Source organism: Chryseobacterium sp. GTID13 (assembly GCF_056172655.1).
This window is the reverse complement of record NZ_JAOCMB010000006.1, coordinates 575,879-591,331: the sequence shown is the minus strand read 5'-3', so window position 1 is coordinate 591,331 and position 15,453 is coordinate 575,879. Positions and strand designations below refer to the sequence as shown.

The 15,453-nt window shown below is 38.5% G+C and carries 13 protein-coding genes and 1 pseudogene; 4 read left to right on the top strand and 10 right to left on the bottom strand.

Translation table 11 applies throughout. The features are described from left to right. Positions 1–8 precede the first annotated feature (8 nt). From N4G44_RS19025 to N4G44_RS18980, 10 genes and pseudogenes are all read right to left on the bottom strand, one after another. On the bottom strand, positions 9–308 hold the full coding sequence (locus tag N4G44_RS19025; protein WP_474928992.1) for an alkaline phosphatase family protein: 300 nt from the start codon (positions 306–308) through the stop codon (positions 9–11). 79 nt (positions 309–387) lie between these two features. Then, positions 388–1,836: a SusD/RagB family nutrient-binding outer membrane lipoprotein gene (locus N4G44_RS19020; RefSeq protein WP_474928990.1), complete on the bottom strand. Its 1,449-nt coding sequence runs from the start codon at positions 1,834–1,836 to the stop codon at positions 388–390. Between the two features lie 81 nt (positions 1,837–1,917). After that, positions 1,918–4,752 carry a TonB-dependent receptor plug domain-containing protein gene (locus tag N4G44_RS19015; RefSeq protein WP_474928988.1) on the bottom strand — a complete coding sequence of 945 codons (2,835 nt, stop codon included), beginning with the start codon at positions 4,750–4,752 and terminating at the stop codon, positions 1,918–1,920. Further along, on the bottom strand, positions 4,749–4,940 hold the full coding sequence (locus tag N4G44_RS19010; protein WP_474929053.1) for a hypothetical protein: 192 nt from the start codon (positions 4,938–4,940) through the stop codon (positions 4,749–4,751). Before N4G44_RS19010 ends, N4G44_RS19015 begins: the two co-directional genes overlap by 4 nt. A 579-nt stretch (positions 4,941–5,519) precedes the next feature. Continuing rightward, positions 5,520–7,124, bottom strand: coding sequence for a BamA/TamA family outer membrane protein (locus tag N4G44_RS19005; RefSeq protein WP_474928986.1), 1,605 nt, complete (start codon positions 7,122–7,124; stop codon positions 5,520–5,522). Between the two features lie 113 nt (positions 7,125–7,237). Then, positions 7,238–8,025 (bottom strand): annotated as a pseudogene (locus N4G44_RS19000) (SDR family oxidoreductase). A 515-nt stretch (positions 8,026–8,540) separates the two neighbouring features. Further along, positions 8,541–8,999, bottom strand: coding sequence for a hypothetical protein (locus N4G44_RS18995; RefSeq protein WP_474928984.1), 459 nt, complete (start codon positions 8,997–8,999; stop codon positions 8,541–8,543). A 23-nt stretch (positions 9,000–9,022) separates the two neighbouring features. Further along, positions 9,023–10,243, bottom strand: a complete 1,221-nt coding sequence (locus N4G44_RS18990; RefSeq protein ID WP_474928982.1) for a 3-phosphoshikimate 1-carboxyvinyltransferase — start codon at positions 10,241–10,243, stop codon at positions 9,023–9,025. Positions 10,244–10,338: 95 nt separating this feature from the next. Continuing rightward, complete coding sequence (locus tag N4G44_RS18985; RefSeq protein ID WP_040997695.1) at positions 10,339–10,665, bottom strand: nucleotide pyrophosphohydrolase; 327 nt, start codon at positions 10,663–10,665, stop codon at positions 10,339–10,341. Continuing rightward, complete coding sequence (locus tag N4G44_RS18980; protein ID WP_474928979.1) at positions 10,665–12,074, bottom strand: hypothetical protein; 1,410 nt, start codon at positions 12,072–12,074, stop codon at positions 10,665–10,667. The genes N4G44_RS18985 and N4G44_RS18980 overlap by 1 nt, the downstream gene beginning before the upstream one ends. 178 nt (positions 12,075–12,252) lie before the next feature. Between N4G44_RS18980 and N4G44_RS18975 the strand changes: the two genes are divergently transcribed. The 4 genes from N4G44_RS18975 (at position 12,253) to N4G44_RS18960 (ending at position 15,396) form a co-directional block, all read left to right on the top strand. Then, positions 12,253–12,504, top strand: a complete 252-nt coding sequence (locus tag N4G44_RS18975) for a type B 50S ribosomal protein L31 (RefSeq protein ID WP_040997690.1) — start codon at positions 12,253–12,255, stop codon at positions 12,502–12,504. A gap of 215 nt (positions 12,505–12,719) precedes the next feature. Next, positions 12,720–13,880 carry a GlmU family protein gene (locus N4G44_RS18970; RefSeq protein ID WP_265129344.1) on the top strand — a complete coding sequence of 387 codons (1,161 nt, stop codon included), beginning with the start codon at positions 12,720–12,722 and terminating at the stop codon, positions 13,878–13,880. 363 nt (positions 13,881–14,243) lie between these two features. Next, complete coding sequence (locus N4G44_RS18965) at positions 14,244–14,753, top strand: RNA polymerase sigma factor (RefSeq protein ID WP_040997687.1); 510 nt, start codon at positions 14,244–14,246, stop codon at positions 14,751–14,753. Beyond that, positions 14,728–15,396: a hypothetical protein gene (locus N4G44_RS18960; protein ID WP_265129345.1), complete on the top strand. Its 669-nt coding sequence runs from the start codon at positions 14,728–14,730 to the stop codon at positions 15,394–15,396. Before N4G44_RS18965 ends, N4G44_RS18960 begins: the two co-directional genes overlap by 26 nt. Positions 15,397–15,453 lie beyond the last annotated feature (57 nt).

The window sequence follows — 15,453 nt, the reverse complement described above, 5'->3', positions numbered from 1 at the left end:
TCTAAGATCTAATCTTGCGGGGAAGCATATTTTCCGCCATCATCTTTCTGGAAAAAAACGGAATGGCCATCTTCCTTAACGAAAGCCCTTTTGTCAAGAAATCCCCTGACCCCTTTTAATGCTCCGAAAGCATGATCAAAAGAACGGTTTTCCTGCATCAGGATCACAACATGTTCGGCATCATAAAAGGTAGACATTGCAGCAGGTTCAATGGCCAGTGCTTTTAAAATAGCAGGGTGAAGAACACTCGAAGTTCCCAGCCCTGCCAGCAAAAGGCTTGATTTTTCTAAAAATTCTCTTCTGTTCATATTCAATCTTAATAAGAAATAAACCGCAAGTTAATTGGATTTTCCTGCGGTTTACATTTTTTATATTACTATTTATTTGTTACTGAAGCCACCACGGTTTGGAATTGATATTGTCATTTCCTCCGTATTGAGCCGCCAGTGCCGCTTTGAGGTTGGTGCTGTTATAATTATATTCTGCTTGCGGATACCTGAATCTGAACGGTGCAGAAACTCCCGTCTGTAAAGGATAGTTTGGATATCCTGTTCTTAAATAATCATAGTAGGATGTCCACTGGCTCTGGTGGAACATCGTCATATATTTCTGGGTCATAATTTTTTCCAGGCGGTTCTGAAACGGATCTGCATCACTGTAAACCACTAGTGGAGACGCCAGGTACTGATTCACATCAAACCCTGAAAAATATTGTCCCGGATTTTTTACGTAAGTCTGATAAAAGCTGAAGCTAGCTTTAACAGCATTGTCATAATGCGGTTTTGCCGATCCGGAGATCCATCCTCTGGCAGCCGCTTCGGCCAGTATAAATTCCAGCTCCGGATAGCTCAGTACAGAAGAAGGCTCATTGGTGGGATCTTTGTAAAAACGGTCATTGACTTTAGAAATATTTTTTGCCGTAATCAGAGCTGCATTGTCTGAATAGGAAGAAACGGGATTTCCTCCGTTGTAGCCTGTAAAATCGGTGATGGGTTTTCCGGCTTCCTTTGCGGCAGTAGTCTGTGCTGCAAAAGTGAAAAGACGCGGGTCCTGTCTTGCTTTAAAAAGGTTGATGAAATAATCGGCCATGTATAAACTAGATCCGTAGCCGCTGTTGTTAAACATGGTGTATCTGCTGTCCGCCGCATCGGCAAATTTAATCTCTCCATTATCTGCAATAGAGGTCATTAAAGCCTGGCTTCCTGCAATTGAAGCAAATTCATTGGCGACATTATAGCTTCCCAATGTCGTTTTTTTAGACATGGTGATTAAAATTTTAAGACGGAAAGAATTGATCAGCTTTTTCCATTTTGTGGCGTCGCCGTTATAGATAATGTCGCCTTCGATTTTATCATTGGAATTAATCAGGTCATTGGCTTCTTTCAATTCGGATAAAATTCCTGCCATTACTGTTTCCTGGCTGTCATATTTAGGCTGGGTAATTCCGGCTTCTCCTTTGGCGGCTTCGGTGTAAGGGATACTTCCGAATTTTAAGCTTAAATTAAAGAAATAATAGGCTCTGTAGAATTTGCCGATGGCACTGTAGTTCTTATTGTTGATCTTTTCGGCTTCCTGCATCATTTTTACCGTATTCAGAATACCTTTCGTGTATACTTCAAAGGAGGCATCGTTCCATTTCATATACTGGTAAGTATTTTCTCCATCCGTACCGATCATCATTCTGGAAGCATACATATTGTCGCCGTTTACCTGGAAAGCGTCTTTTGAAACATAGGTCAAAAGGACTTTGGGATCTACACTTGCCTGGTCATTAGGGTTTTCATTGATTTTGTCAAGGTCGGTTTCGCATGAGGCTAGGATCAGAAGTCCTGCCACAGCAATAGTCTTTATACTGAATTTTTTAGCGATTTCGCTGCAACATTTATATTATTTTTCATTGTTCAGGATGCTTATTAATTAAAATTTAAGATTAAAACCTATTCCTATCCATCTGCTGGAAGGGTCCTGGATATCATTGCTGTCTTTTTTGAGCTGATAATCAGGATCAGAATAAAGGTTTTTAGACTTTTTCCACATCGCCAGATTATAAGCGGAAATATTGGCTGTGAAATTTTTGATCATTCCTTTAGGATTCAGGAGGTACGAGAAATCGTATTCCAGAACTACAGATCTCAGTTTAATGAAAGTTCTGTCGAAAACATTCGCAAATAATTCACTTTCATCCTCCGTTACCCTTGCCTGATAAGGATAATTCTGTGCCCAGTCCTGAAAACTGATCGGTTTTGTATGTTGTGTGTAAGTTCCGGTAGCTGCATTATAATTTACCCCGTCCGGTACAAAATAGTAGGTTCCCGGATTGGCATATTCAAGATCCCTGTAGGCTGTTGAGTTCGGATGTTTTCCGCCCCACCACATTTTTTCCACGACCTGGGATCTCATGACGCCTCCTATGCTTCCGTCGATTCCGATATTCAGCGTAAACTTTTTATATTTAAAGGTATTGTTAAAGCCAAATGTCCAGTCCGGATTGAAGTGGCCAAGGTTACTTGGTGCATCGGCCCTTGTAGGCATACCTGTAGCAGCGTTCAGGATTACTTTTCCGTCCGGGGATTTCTTCCAGGTATAATCGTAGTAGCTGTCCATTCTTTCGCCAAGCCTGATGTTGTTGTAATTCGGCATATTGTCGTAAATGGAAGTCAGCTTTTGTTCATACGTACTCCAGTTGATTAAAGACCTCCAGGTAAAGTTGGTTGTTTTTACAGGAACTAATCCTAAAGAGATTTCCAGACCTTTCGTGGTATATTCGTTTCCGTTTACATACTGAGAGGTAAATCCTGATGAAGGTGCTGCCGGAAATTGCAGAATGTTGTTATAATCCAGCGTTCTGAAATAAGTAACATCCAAAGTAATCCTGTTTTTAAATAATCCAGCGCTCAATCCCAGTTCATAAGATTTCGTCTGTTCCGGTTTTAAGGAATTTTCAACATTGAGGATGGTAGGATAATTATACATCGGATTTCCATTGAAAGTAGCTCCTTCATTGTTCAGATAATAGTTTCTTATGGAATACGGCTGGAAATCATAGGCAACCTTGGCCCATGAAGCTGAAAGTTTTAAAAGATTAATAGCTTCCGGCATTTTAACAAGGTTTGAAATAACCGCAGTTACCGAAGCGGAAGGGTAAAAGTAAGACCTGTTGGCTTTCGGAAGGGTAGAAGACCAGTCATTACGCCCTGAAATGTTGATGAAAAAAGCATTATACAATCCGATGTCAATGGTTGAATAAGCACTGTAGATCAGCTTTTCTTTCAGATAATCGTAATATTTCACCGCTCCGGTTGAGTTTTCCAGCGTGTATAATTCAGGGATTTTTAATCCGTCTGTGGATGCATTATCCACATTGTTTTTATAATAAAAGGTAGAACCTCCGGCGTTGATCGTAAAATCAAAATTCTCCGATATTTTCTTCTTGTAGGTAGCAAGAATGTCGGAGTTCAGGTTCCATGTTTTGGTATCATTCAGAAGGTAACCTCCACTTCTCGGAGCGCTGTAGTTAAAATAAGAATACGGACTCAATATCTCTTGCTTGTTGTGGTTTTCCACAATGGATATCTTTCCTTTTACGGAGAAATCTTCAGTGGCCTTATATTCCAGGCCGGTTTGTGCATTGATGATATTGGTTCTGTTTTTATTTTTATAATATTCTGCTCCGAACCAAGGATTGTTGTACCATGCATAATTCCAGTTAGCCTGGGCGGTTCCTTCTTTTCCCGGGATCCACATATGGTTTTTAAGGTCCCTTCCGTCTACATCTGCTCCCATCCAGATCAGGATGGTGTACATATGGCCGCTTGGATTATATTCGTAGTTGGGAATATTGGGCGTGAAGGTTTGGTTGAAATTAAATTTAGTATCAAAAGTTAATTTCTCTCCCAGATGATTTTCAGACGAAAAGTTGACGCCGTAACGCTGCAGATACGAACTAGGAATCCTGTCATCATAATTCATGAAATTTCCGGACAGCCTGTAAATATCTTTATTATTTTTATAGCTTACCGCGAAACTGTTATTATTAATGACTGCAGGCTTTAAGAAAATATCTAAGTTATCATGATACTGCCAGTCTATAGGAACTCTTTCATATCTTGACTTGTCATTATATTGGGTTCCTGCTACTGCTCCGTACCACGGAATTACCTGGCCTGTCAGCTTATCCCTGATCGGGCTGTTCCATTGGGCAATTTTCAGTCCGGGAACAAATTTGGGTCCCCAGATCATATCACCGTCATTCACCCCGCCGTCGGCACCGTCCCAGAATTCGTACTTTCCGTGAGATCCGTTACCGTATTCGTTCTGGGTTTTCGGGAGGTTGGTAAATCCTGCCGTTATCATGGTATTTTGTGAAAACTCTACAGAAAAGCCTTTTTTCCTGGCATTTTTTGTCGTAATCAGGACGGCTCCGTATCTTCCTCTGGAACCATAGAGTGCAGAAGCGGTTGCTCCCTTCAGGACGTTGATATTTTCAATATTATTGGGGTCCAGATTCTGGAAAACTTCTTTTTCCACAATCACGCCATCGATTACGAAAACCAGATTGGAGTTCCCTCTCAGTGTAAACTGTGGCGCCTGCTGCATCCCTGTAGGATTGGAAACATTAAGACCAGCCACCTGTCCGGAAAATAAATTTCCTATACTTGGTGTGGTAATGGTCTCAAATTGTTTGGTTCCTACCTCCTGAGTCGCATAGCCTATCTTTTCCTTCTTTTTGGCAATCCCTAAAGCAGTAATCACGACCCCTTCAATCTGCTTTTCATTGGCTTTTTCAAAACAACAGAATACTGTCTTCTGGAAGAAACTTCTACAGTATACATGGAGAAATCCGGTGCATAAAACTCAAGGATGTCTTTGGGGTTGGCTGATATGGTGAAATTACCGCTTTCGTCGGTTATTGTTGTTTTTCCGGTGTTTTTGTCGGTGATGTTTACGCCGGAAACACTGGAGCCATTTTCGGATTTTACATTTCCGGTAATGTTGATTTCCTGGGCAGTGAGATAAAGGGGAGTAAAAAAACAGCAAAAGTAGCTAAAGTCTTCTTCATTTTTTTGAGAGCAAATTTAGCGGTGTACTGTTACCTGAATTTTAATGTGGTATTAAAATAAAAATACTTTTTTAATGTTTTTTAACATGAATATTTAACATAATAATAAAACTGAAAGGACTGCTTTATTTTAATATTCTTCTATGCAGGATTTTTTGACTGAATGCTAGTTTTTTTAAACGCAAAGTTTGAATTACTATGATTTATATTTTAGGGTGCAAAGACGGGAATCAATTTTAATTGATTCGATGAAGCTTGTAGATATAGAGCGCCCGCTTAATCAACGGCGAAGCCGATATCTCTGCTCTACTTAAAAATAATAGATTTCTATATAAAAGCTTTGCGTGAAAAAGAAAAAAGGAGCATAGATTTTATCACAAAGCTTTAATAAAGTCATCTTTAAGTATGCAAAGGAATTTTATTTACAATTAATTCCTGAATTTTTATACAAAAGAAACTCTTAAAACCTGCTCAGGATTCCCCAATGGATCTTGATATCATTGAACTTAAAAGGATTTCCAAATTCATTACCATTGGAAAGCTGGAAGCTCATGAGCCCGATAGGAATAAAGAAATTGAACCCGAGCCCTACACTGTAAAGTTTAGGTTTTACATTTAAAGATTTGTTATTGAGCTGCCCATATTGTCCGAAAAAGTCAAAAAATGCCTGGCTTCCAATGAGATATCGGTATTCTAAGCCTGCGTAATAGTAGAAGTCGGCGGCCAGGGATTTCTCATTGAAACCCCGCATGGAATTCCATCCCCCGAAACGGTACAATTCATTGGCAGAGAATTCAACCTTGGAGTCCATCATGGCGCCTTCCGCCTTTATATTGAGAAAATGGTTTCCGGAAATATGGTAGTTATGTTCACCGAAGAAATAAAACTGGTTCTGGTTGGCTTTAATATTATCCTTGGTATATGTGGTTGTCAGATAATCATAGCCGGCATTAATCCTTGTTTTGTAAATGAAAAGGTCAATATCCGTAGGTTCGGTCATTTCAAACCAGATCCCAAGCCCTCTTTTATTATAATCTTTGCCCTGAACATACAGCGTATCAATAATGCTGGAAGATTCAAGCGTTCCCCTTAGCCCGATCCTGTTGCGGGAATTGATATGATAATAAAAAGCCGGAAGGAACTTCACGTTGGCAAAAGTGGAATCCTGCCTGAAAATATTGACTTTCAGATTCATTCCGACATTAGATTTAAAAAGGTAAGGAATATCGGTCTGGAGATCAAAAGTCTGTCCCTTGTCCGGGTTTCTCTGCCAGTAAAGATTAACGGTCTCAAAACCATTGAACATATTCCTGAAGTTCACATTCAGGGTTCCGTTCAGGGTAAATTTTTCTGTTTTGTCGTTTCCAAAACCAATTACCCCGTCAAACGTATTGGTCTTTTTCTTTTCCATAAACAGGTAAATGCTTGTGGAGTCTTTAGTAAATAAAGTTTGAGGTGGTCGTTCAAGAGTGACAAAAGCATGGCTCTGAAAATTCTTGCTGATGGCCAGAAGATTTTTGTCATCATAGGTCTTTCCCTTGAATTCCTTTTCCAGGTTTTTCATAAACCTTTTTGGTACCCTTTCGTAGCCTTTTACCACAAAATTATCAATGGTTCGTTTGTCATTTTTGTTGACATCCAGTTCTATGACAGGGTAGCCGTTTTTCTGACCTTTATATTTGGATTTAAGACGGCTGAAAGAATATCCGTCATCTATATACCTTTTGTTGATGCTTTTCTTGGTTGAATCTAAATTTTTAGTGAAAAAATCTTTCTGGATTTTTAGTTTCAAGGCAACAGAATCAGAAAGGTTTACATAGGTTTCATTGAAGTTTTTTCCTTTGTCGTAGAAAATTTCCGTGCTGTCGCCTTTCACTTTTACATCCTTCAGCTTTGTGAAGAAATAATTGCTCTGGGATAAAGAATCCAGAAATTTTGCTGCAGAAAGAGAATCCTTTACTTTTTTCCTGACATTGGTTTCCGTATCAATAAGCCAATACTGCTTTTTCTGCGCTTGTACAAAAACGCAGAACAGGATAAAAAATATTTTCAGAAATAACTTCAATGTTCTGTTTGTTTAAACCATCGGATGTTTAAAATTGAAAAAGCAAAGCTGGTTTAATGATCTTAATAACTCAATATATCTTAATGGTTTAAAAGTATATTAAATAACTGAATTTAATCCAGTTTATTATATTTTTTCATCAGATTCTCATAGGTTCCCTGGGGAAGAATCCATTTCAGGGGAACGCCGATTTTCTGCCCGAATTTACCGAAATAATAATGGGCTTTCCATTTATTTTTATTCAAAAGATTTTCCACATAGGCTGCCACTTCAAGAGGATCGGTTCCGTCGCCCACATGCGAATTCATCAAGGTGTAAACTTTATCAAATATATTTTTGTAAGGTTCTGAAACCTGTGTTCTCACCCTGTTTTCCGCAATATTCGTTTTGATGTCACCAAGATGTAAGGAACATACGTCAATATTCCATGGATAAACTTCATATCTCATCGCTTCTGTTACCTTATCCAGGGCAGATTTGGAGGCAGAATAGAAGCCGCGGAAAGGAAGTCCCATTTCGCTGCCGATACTTGAAATATTGATGATCTTTCCAAATTTGTTTTCCCGCATTTTCGGAAGAACGGCACTCATCATCTGAACAGCTCCTACAAGATTCAGGTTGAACAACTTTAAAATATCTTCCTTTGTAGAATCTTCCACAGCGCCTACCATTCCCATTCCTGCATTATTGATCAGGACGTCGATCCTTGATTCTGTTTTTAAAACTTCAGCGATGGCATTCTGAACGGCAGTATTATCGGTAACATCGGTCGGAATAGAGGTGAAGTATTGGCTTTCCGTATGCTTCCGGCTTAAGCCGTATACTTTATGGTCTTTTTTCCGAAATATTCGGCGAGTACAAAACCTATTCCCGATGAGGTTCCGGTGATGATAATAGTCATTGGATTGTTTATGATTTTAGACTTTTGTTTTTTCCTCCGGCTGCTGTGTTTCAGCACAAACCGTATTTTCAGCAAATGTAAAAAAAGAAATAGGAACTCTATTATGTATTGGTATATAAAATTGCTCAGAAACAAAATCCGACCCTGTTTTCTGAATTTGATCTAAAGTTATTGATAAATTGTGGATAACTCTGTGGATAAGTAAGTGAGTGAAAATTATATGGAATCGGGTAAAAGTTTAGTTTTTGTTATTAAATAATTGATTATCAGTAATTTAAATATTTTAAATAAAGTTGGTGTTTTAAATCTGTTTTCCACAATCCTGAAATTGTGCATTTTGATCAGCGTCGGAATGGGGATAAGTCTCTTGTGAATATCTTTTGAAATAACCTTTTTTAGAATCACAGGAAGAATGCTTTTCGCCTATATTTTCCTGTTGAAAAATTTTTGTTTCAGATCATTGAAGTTTTCTCTGCAAGGCTGTTAAAATTCCAGGCCGGTATCCTCTCTCTGAATCATTCCCGTATCGTCCAGATTGCAGATACAGCCTTCAATGGTTTTATAGTTCCCTGAAATACGTGTTTTTTTTCTTTGTTGTCTGTAATGATGATTCCGGTGGCAAAGCTCCTGTTTTCGGCAAAGTAAGTTCTGTACAGCAGATACTTATAGCCATTATTGATAAAAGAAAGATTGTCTACTTCCATTCCTGCATTCTGTTTTCCTCCGCCTCTAAAATAAGAGCTGTATGTAAACTGCTTCCAGCTTTCTTTTGTCCTGGTCTTTGGGAATTCCATATCTATATGATCCTTGCTTCCGAATCTGTACTGGATATATTCATTCTTTTTATCTTTAACCAAAGTCATGATCTTCCCATTATTTGTTTTGAATGAGAAAACCGTTTCTTCATTGGGTAGCAGGTATTGAGCCCAGGTAAATAAAGGCATAAGAGAAAATAATACTATATACTTTTTCATGATATTACATTTTCACACTTTCATCAAGCCATAATATCGTTTAAATCTTTCCAGAACATAGGATAAGATTTTTCTACTACCTCTTCTTCTTCGATATTGAGTTCTTTAATGAGACAGAACGGGGCAAAGCTCATTGCCATTCTGTGATCCTGGTAAGTCCCGATGGAAATGTGCTCTACCGGTTCTCCGAAGCTTACAGATTTGATGGTAAGGTCTGTAATCTCTGTTTCAGTACCCAGTTTTTTCAGTTCATTATATAAAGCCTGCAGCCTGTCGGTCTCTTTTACCCTTAACGTTCCCAGTCCGGAAATATCAAATGGAATTTTTAATGCAGCAGCTGTTACGCAAAGCGTTTGTGCAATATCCGGGCAGTTATTCATATCCAGGACGATTTTTTCCGGGAAAATAAAATCAGGATCCGGCTGAAGGGTAAGCTTATGTTCGTCTTCCGTGAAAATGGTTTTAATTCCGAAAAATTCTTCATAAATCCTGGCAATGGCAGAATCCCCCTGGGTAGATTCTTTGTAAAAGCTTTTCAGATGGATGGTTTCTCTTCCCAATGCACAGATCGAGTAGAAGTACGAAGCCGAGCTCCAGTCGCTTTCCACTTCGTAATGTACTGCTGGGGATTCACTATTTGCATCAAACGGCTCCACTTTAATGGTATTTCCTTCAAAGCTATTCCTGATCCCGAATCTTGTCAGGATATCCAGTGTCATTTCTATATAGGATCTTGAAGTAACTTCGCCAACCAGGTGAATCTCCAGGCCGTTTTCAAGTTTCCCGGCAATCAGAAGAAGAGAGGTAATAAACTGACTGGATATATTGGCCGGAACATTCACCTGCTTTTGGGTAATCTTCCTTCCTGTGATCTTTAAAGGCGGGAAACCTTCGTTTTCCAGATACTCGATCTCAACCCCTAGGTCTTTTAGTGCGTTAACCAGGTTTTTGATCGGTCTTTCCTTCATTCTTTTGGAACCGGTAAGAATGGTTGTTTTCCCTTCGGATATTGAATAATAGGAAGTAAGGAAACGCATGGCTGTTCCTGCGTGGTGAATGTCTACGGTTTCAGTATTTTCAGACAGGGCTTTTTTCAGCAGCTGGGTGTCCTGGGAATTAGACAGGTTCCCGATCTGTATATTTTTGAATAAACTTTCCAAAATCAACAAACGATTCGAAATGCTTTTCGAACCGCTGATCTGAACTGTTTTTCCTGATGCTAATTTTGATTTTTCTAACTTCATTATTTCTTCTGTTAAAGACATCAGATGTTAGATTTCAGAAGTCAGAGTATAAAAAATCTGTTATCTGATGTCTGCGATCTGATATCTATATTATATTATTTCAACTTCTCGTTGTTCTGATGCCGGTCCTTGTCCCGGTCCGTTTTAATCTTCATTTTTTTGTCGAACGCTTCCTGCAGATTCACTCCGGTTTGGTTGGCTAAACATAAAGTAACAAACAATACATCTGCCAGCTCTTCACCAAGGTCTTTACTTTTATCGCTTTCTTTTTCGCTTTGCTCACCATATCTTCTGGCAATGATGCGGGCGACTTCGCCTACTTCTTCAGTCAGCATAGCCATATTGGTCAGTTCATTAAAATAACGGACTCCTATGGTTTTGATCCATTCATCAACCTGTTGCTGCAGTTGTGTGATTTCCATTATTGATAGGCTCCAAGAGTAGGGTTGGTTGTTCTCGATACATTCACAATGTCAAAAGGTACTGTCCCTGCTACGGTTACATTTCCTTTTCCTCTTGCCGGAGATGTGGTTTTTACCCTCAGGTTCATCTTCGCTGCAAAATAATTGAGGAATTGCGGATCTTCATTTTTAATACTCTGTATCACACGTACATTATTGTCGAAGGGAAAGCCGGCTTCCGGTACACCGGAATATTTTATCAGTGAATTCTGGATCAGGAACTCAAACTGCTGCCCCGGAGTCTGTTCGAAATTGACAGAATTATCCCTGTCTGAAAATACAATGCTGTTTTTTATATCAAGACGCTGAAGCGCTCCCTGTTCTGTGGTTCCAGCCGCATTTTTCCATTCATTGGTGGCTGTGATTCCGTTTCTGTTGAAGGATCCCATGGTTTTAGAATAATTTGCAATCGTAGCATGGGTATAGCTGTGGTTTCCACCTCTGAAAATCCCGATACATGATTCACCGCAATTGTTCATCACCAGGTTTTTGGCAGTAACTGTTGATCCTACGGCATAAATACCATATTCAAAGAAAGTATGGATGAATGAATTGCTGATATTGGCCGTATTCTGTTTCATATCAAACCCTCTTGTACCTCCGAAAAGTCTTGCAAAATTCATATTAAGGATAGAATTGGGCTCCATCCGGATAGAATTCCAGTTTTTAGGGATGGTGTCGTAGTAAGGATCATTTCTGTCTCCGCGCAGGATTACCTCATTGTCAAAAACTCCGTTGATATTCAGGGTTGCGCCGGAAGATACCTTCATACCGCTGTTTTTATGGAAGTAAACTTTAGTTCCCGGCTGGATGTCCAGGGTAATATTAGAATTGATGGTAAGATTTCCGTAGATGATCTTAGCTTTATTGTTATTCCATGTGGTGTGGGTAGAAATTACATTGGGATTGGTAGGTGTTTCGATGAAAAATTCAGCATCCTGTACCACTGAGAATAATGTCACATGCTGTTGACCAGCACCGCTGCTGAAAAGGATTTTGTCTTCGGCAATAGCTTCAGGGCCCGTGGCTTCAGGTGCTATTTCCACAAAAATATACATACTATCCTTCTTTCTTAATGGAACATCTTTGAAATCAAAGCCCGGCTTTCCGTCTACATTGATCCTGTATAGTGATGAGCTTCCTTTTTCCAGATTAATTCTCGGAATCAGAACGTCCTTGTCTTCATTATTATATACTTTTACAACATAAGTTTCGGAACGTACCTGGTGATAAACCGTATCGCAGAATACGGTATCCTTTGAGAAACTCAGCTGTTGTGAAGGGGCATCAAAGGTAATATCATCTTTATTACACGATACTGCTACAAGAAGCATCCAAAATGAAAAAGCCAGTAATAGTTTGAATTTCATCGAAATTAAAGTTTAAGATTCCAAATTTAACGAAAATACTTTGAATTTCTTATCTAGAAAAAATATTGAATTGGGTATTTGTATATTTGAAAAAATGTTGTACTTTTGCAACCTAAAATTAGCAGAGAAATATCATTACTATTTCGAAAGCAAACTTTAATTTTTTAAAAATTGTATTATGAAAAAAGGAATCCACCCAGAAAATTATAGACTTGTTGTTTTCAAAGATATGAGTAACGACGAGGTGTTTCTTTGCAAATCAACTGCAGAAACTAAAGATACTATCGAATATGAAGGACAAGAATATCCATTGATCAAAATGGAAATCTCTTCAACTTCTCACCCTTTCTACACTGGTAAAGTGAAATTAGTAGACACTGCAGGTAGAGTTGACAAGTTTATGAACAAATACAAAAAATTCGCTAAGTAATTTTTTGTTACCTGAAATATTAAGCCTTCCAATTTATTGGGAGGCTTTTTTATGTATAATAAGACATAATCTCGGATCATCCAGCCTTCAGATTCGGATTTTCTAATATTTCTTTCGGGCTATTTTTGTATTTTTGTTCTGAACAGAAATGAGAAGGAGAAAACTTTTATATTTCGTCTTCTAAATTCTGACTTCTAATTTTTAACCTTTACACAATGCAATTAGTATTTTCAGATGCCCAATACTGGGAAGATTTTCTTCCGCTTACTTTTACCCGTCCTGTTGCCGCCATGAGATGCGGAATCCTGACTTTTTCCGAACGATGGCAGAAAATTCTGGAAAATGATGAAGTTTCCTACTTCACTGAAAATTATCTTCAGAATAAATTTAGGAATCCCGAAGAAAAAGAGAGCCTTTTCCTGGTTACTAATTTTTTACCAACGGAAACGGTGATCCGGCAAATCAAGGAGCTTAAGCCGGGTGAAGCTCTTGTTTATGAAGATGAACTGATCGCAGCCAGGATCAATATGAAAGGATTCTCCCTGAACCAGATCGAAAAGATGACGGATATCAAAGAGGATTTAACTTTCTTCAAAAAACCTTCAGATCTGTTTACCTATAATCATCTTGCCATAGATTTTGACTTTAATCTGCTGACTGCCGGAAGAACTTCACAGGAATTATCTTCCACCAACGGATTTTTAGGGGATAAAAAAGACCTGTTCATTGAAGAGGGAGCCCAGATAGAATTCTCTACGATCAATACCAAAACCGGAAAGATTTATATTGGTAAAAATGCTGAGGTAATGGAAGGCTGTAACCTTCGCGGACCTATAGCACTGGGGGAAGATTCCAAGTTTAATCTGGGATCGAAAATTTATGGTGCTACAACGATTGGCCCACACTGTAAAGTAGGAGGCGAGGTCAATAACATCATCATATTCGGATATTCAAGCAAAGGGCATGAAGGATTTGTCGGGAATTCGGTGATAGGCGAGTGGTGTAATTTCGGTGCGGATACCAATTCTTCCAACCTTAAAAATAATTACAGCCCGGTAAAACTCTGGAATTACAGAACAAAAGCTTTCGAAGATACCGGTCTTCAGTTTGCAGGCCTCATTATGGGAGACCATTCCAAAACAGCCATCAATACCCAATTGAATACAGGAACTGTAGTGGGGGTTGCTTCTAATATCTTTAAACCCGGCTTTCCGCCAAACCTTGTGGAGAACTTCTCGTGGGGTGGAGGTAAAGATGATGAAAAATTTAAACTGGATAAAGCTTATGAAGTTGCGGAAAGGGCAATGGGAAGAAGAAAAGTGGCTTTAGCGGAAGAAGATAAAGCGATATTGAAACATATTTTTGATAACTATTAATATTGAAGGCCTCCGTTTCGGAGGCTTTTATACTTTTCCCACGGATCTCACGGATTACACAGATATTATATTTCTTAGCTTAGGTATTCATCATAAAAGAAAATTTTATTGAATCTATAATTAAAAAGAATCTGTGAAAATCTGTGATATCCGTGGGAATTAAAAAATCAGTATAACGCAAGCATGATTTATAATATTTCAAATTAAGAAAAAATAATTAGTTTTATAAACATCACAGAAACTCCTTTGTAAGCTGGTTTTATCAGAATTCAGAAGAAGGAAAAATATAAAATCATAATTTTTTTTTAAATGTAATGTAATAGAATTAAGATTTTAATTGTCTTACCTATAGAAACAAAACTCATGACCCAGGAAACTTTCAAGAATACGGTGTTTATTCTCAAAGACGAGATGTATCGTTTTGCGAAAAGATTCGTTATGAGCAGTGATGAGGCAGAAGATGTGGTGCAGGACCTGATGGTAAAATTCTGGCAGAAGAAAGAGGAGCTCGGGCAGTTTGGAAATTTAAAATCCTACGCTTTGAAATCCGTCCGGAACGAATGCCTGAACCGTCTGAAGCACCACGATGTGAAGTTGGGATTTGCAGATTTGCAGCTTCACCGCTCGGAATTGTACAGCATGGACATCAATAATCTGAAGGAGCATATTATAGGATTTATCAACCAGCTCCCGGAAAAACAGAAAATGGTAATCCATCTGAAGGACGTAGAAGAATATGAGGTCTCGGAAATCTCCGAAATGATGGAAATGGAAGAAAATGCAGTCAGGGTCAACCTGATGAGGGCGAGACAAAAAGTAAAAGAACAAATATCACAACTGATGAGCTATGAGCAAAGATCAATTTCAGAATAAATACGATGAAATCTTCCACGAGATAAAGGAAGAAAAGATGGAGTGGAGTTTTGAAGATTTTCTTCAGAAAGCAGAAGGCGGAGATTCAGAATCGAATGAAGCTCCCATTATCCCGCTTCAAAAGAATAAGCCTTCCTTTCCGAAATGGTTCTGGATGGCAGCCGGATTAGTGCTTCTTTTCAGTGTTGGTTTCTTGATGAACAATTACCGTATAGGAGTTGCTGAAAGAGAAAAGCTGGTAAAAGATGAGGTTTTAAAGCAAAAATCCAGGTTTATTGAAGAGAATAACGATCACCAGGAGCAGGTAGCGGTTAACCATACCGATTCAATTTCCGGAGCCAAAAAAGACTCTCTTTTCCAGGAAAATTCAGTAGCGGAAAAGGATGTGATGGATGAAATCCTGCCAAAAAGAGGAAGGCTGAAAAAAGAATCAAAGCCGAGATTTGTAGATAATTCCTCATATAAAACTAAGAAAACGTTGAATGATTCCACAGGTTACAAAGACTCTTATGTTATTGTAAACGGTAAAAGGATCGATAATGTAGATGAAGCAATCAATATCACTAAGTATTCATTCCAGGTATTTGCGAATAATGTCAGTGAAAAATTGGTTCAGCCAGCAGTGGTAAACGATGATTATTAAACAAAAAAATAGATTATGCTTCTGATCAGGCACAAATAATCAAGCTTAAATAAAAAT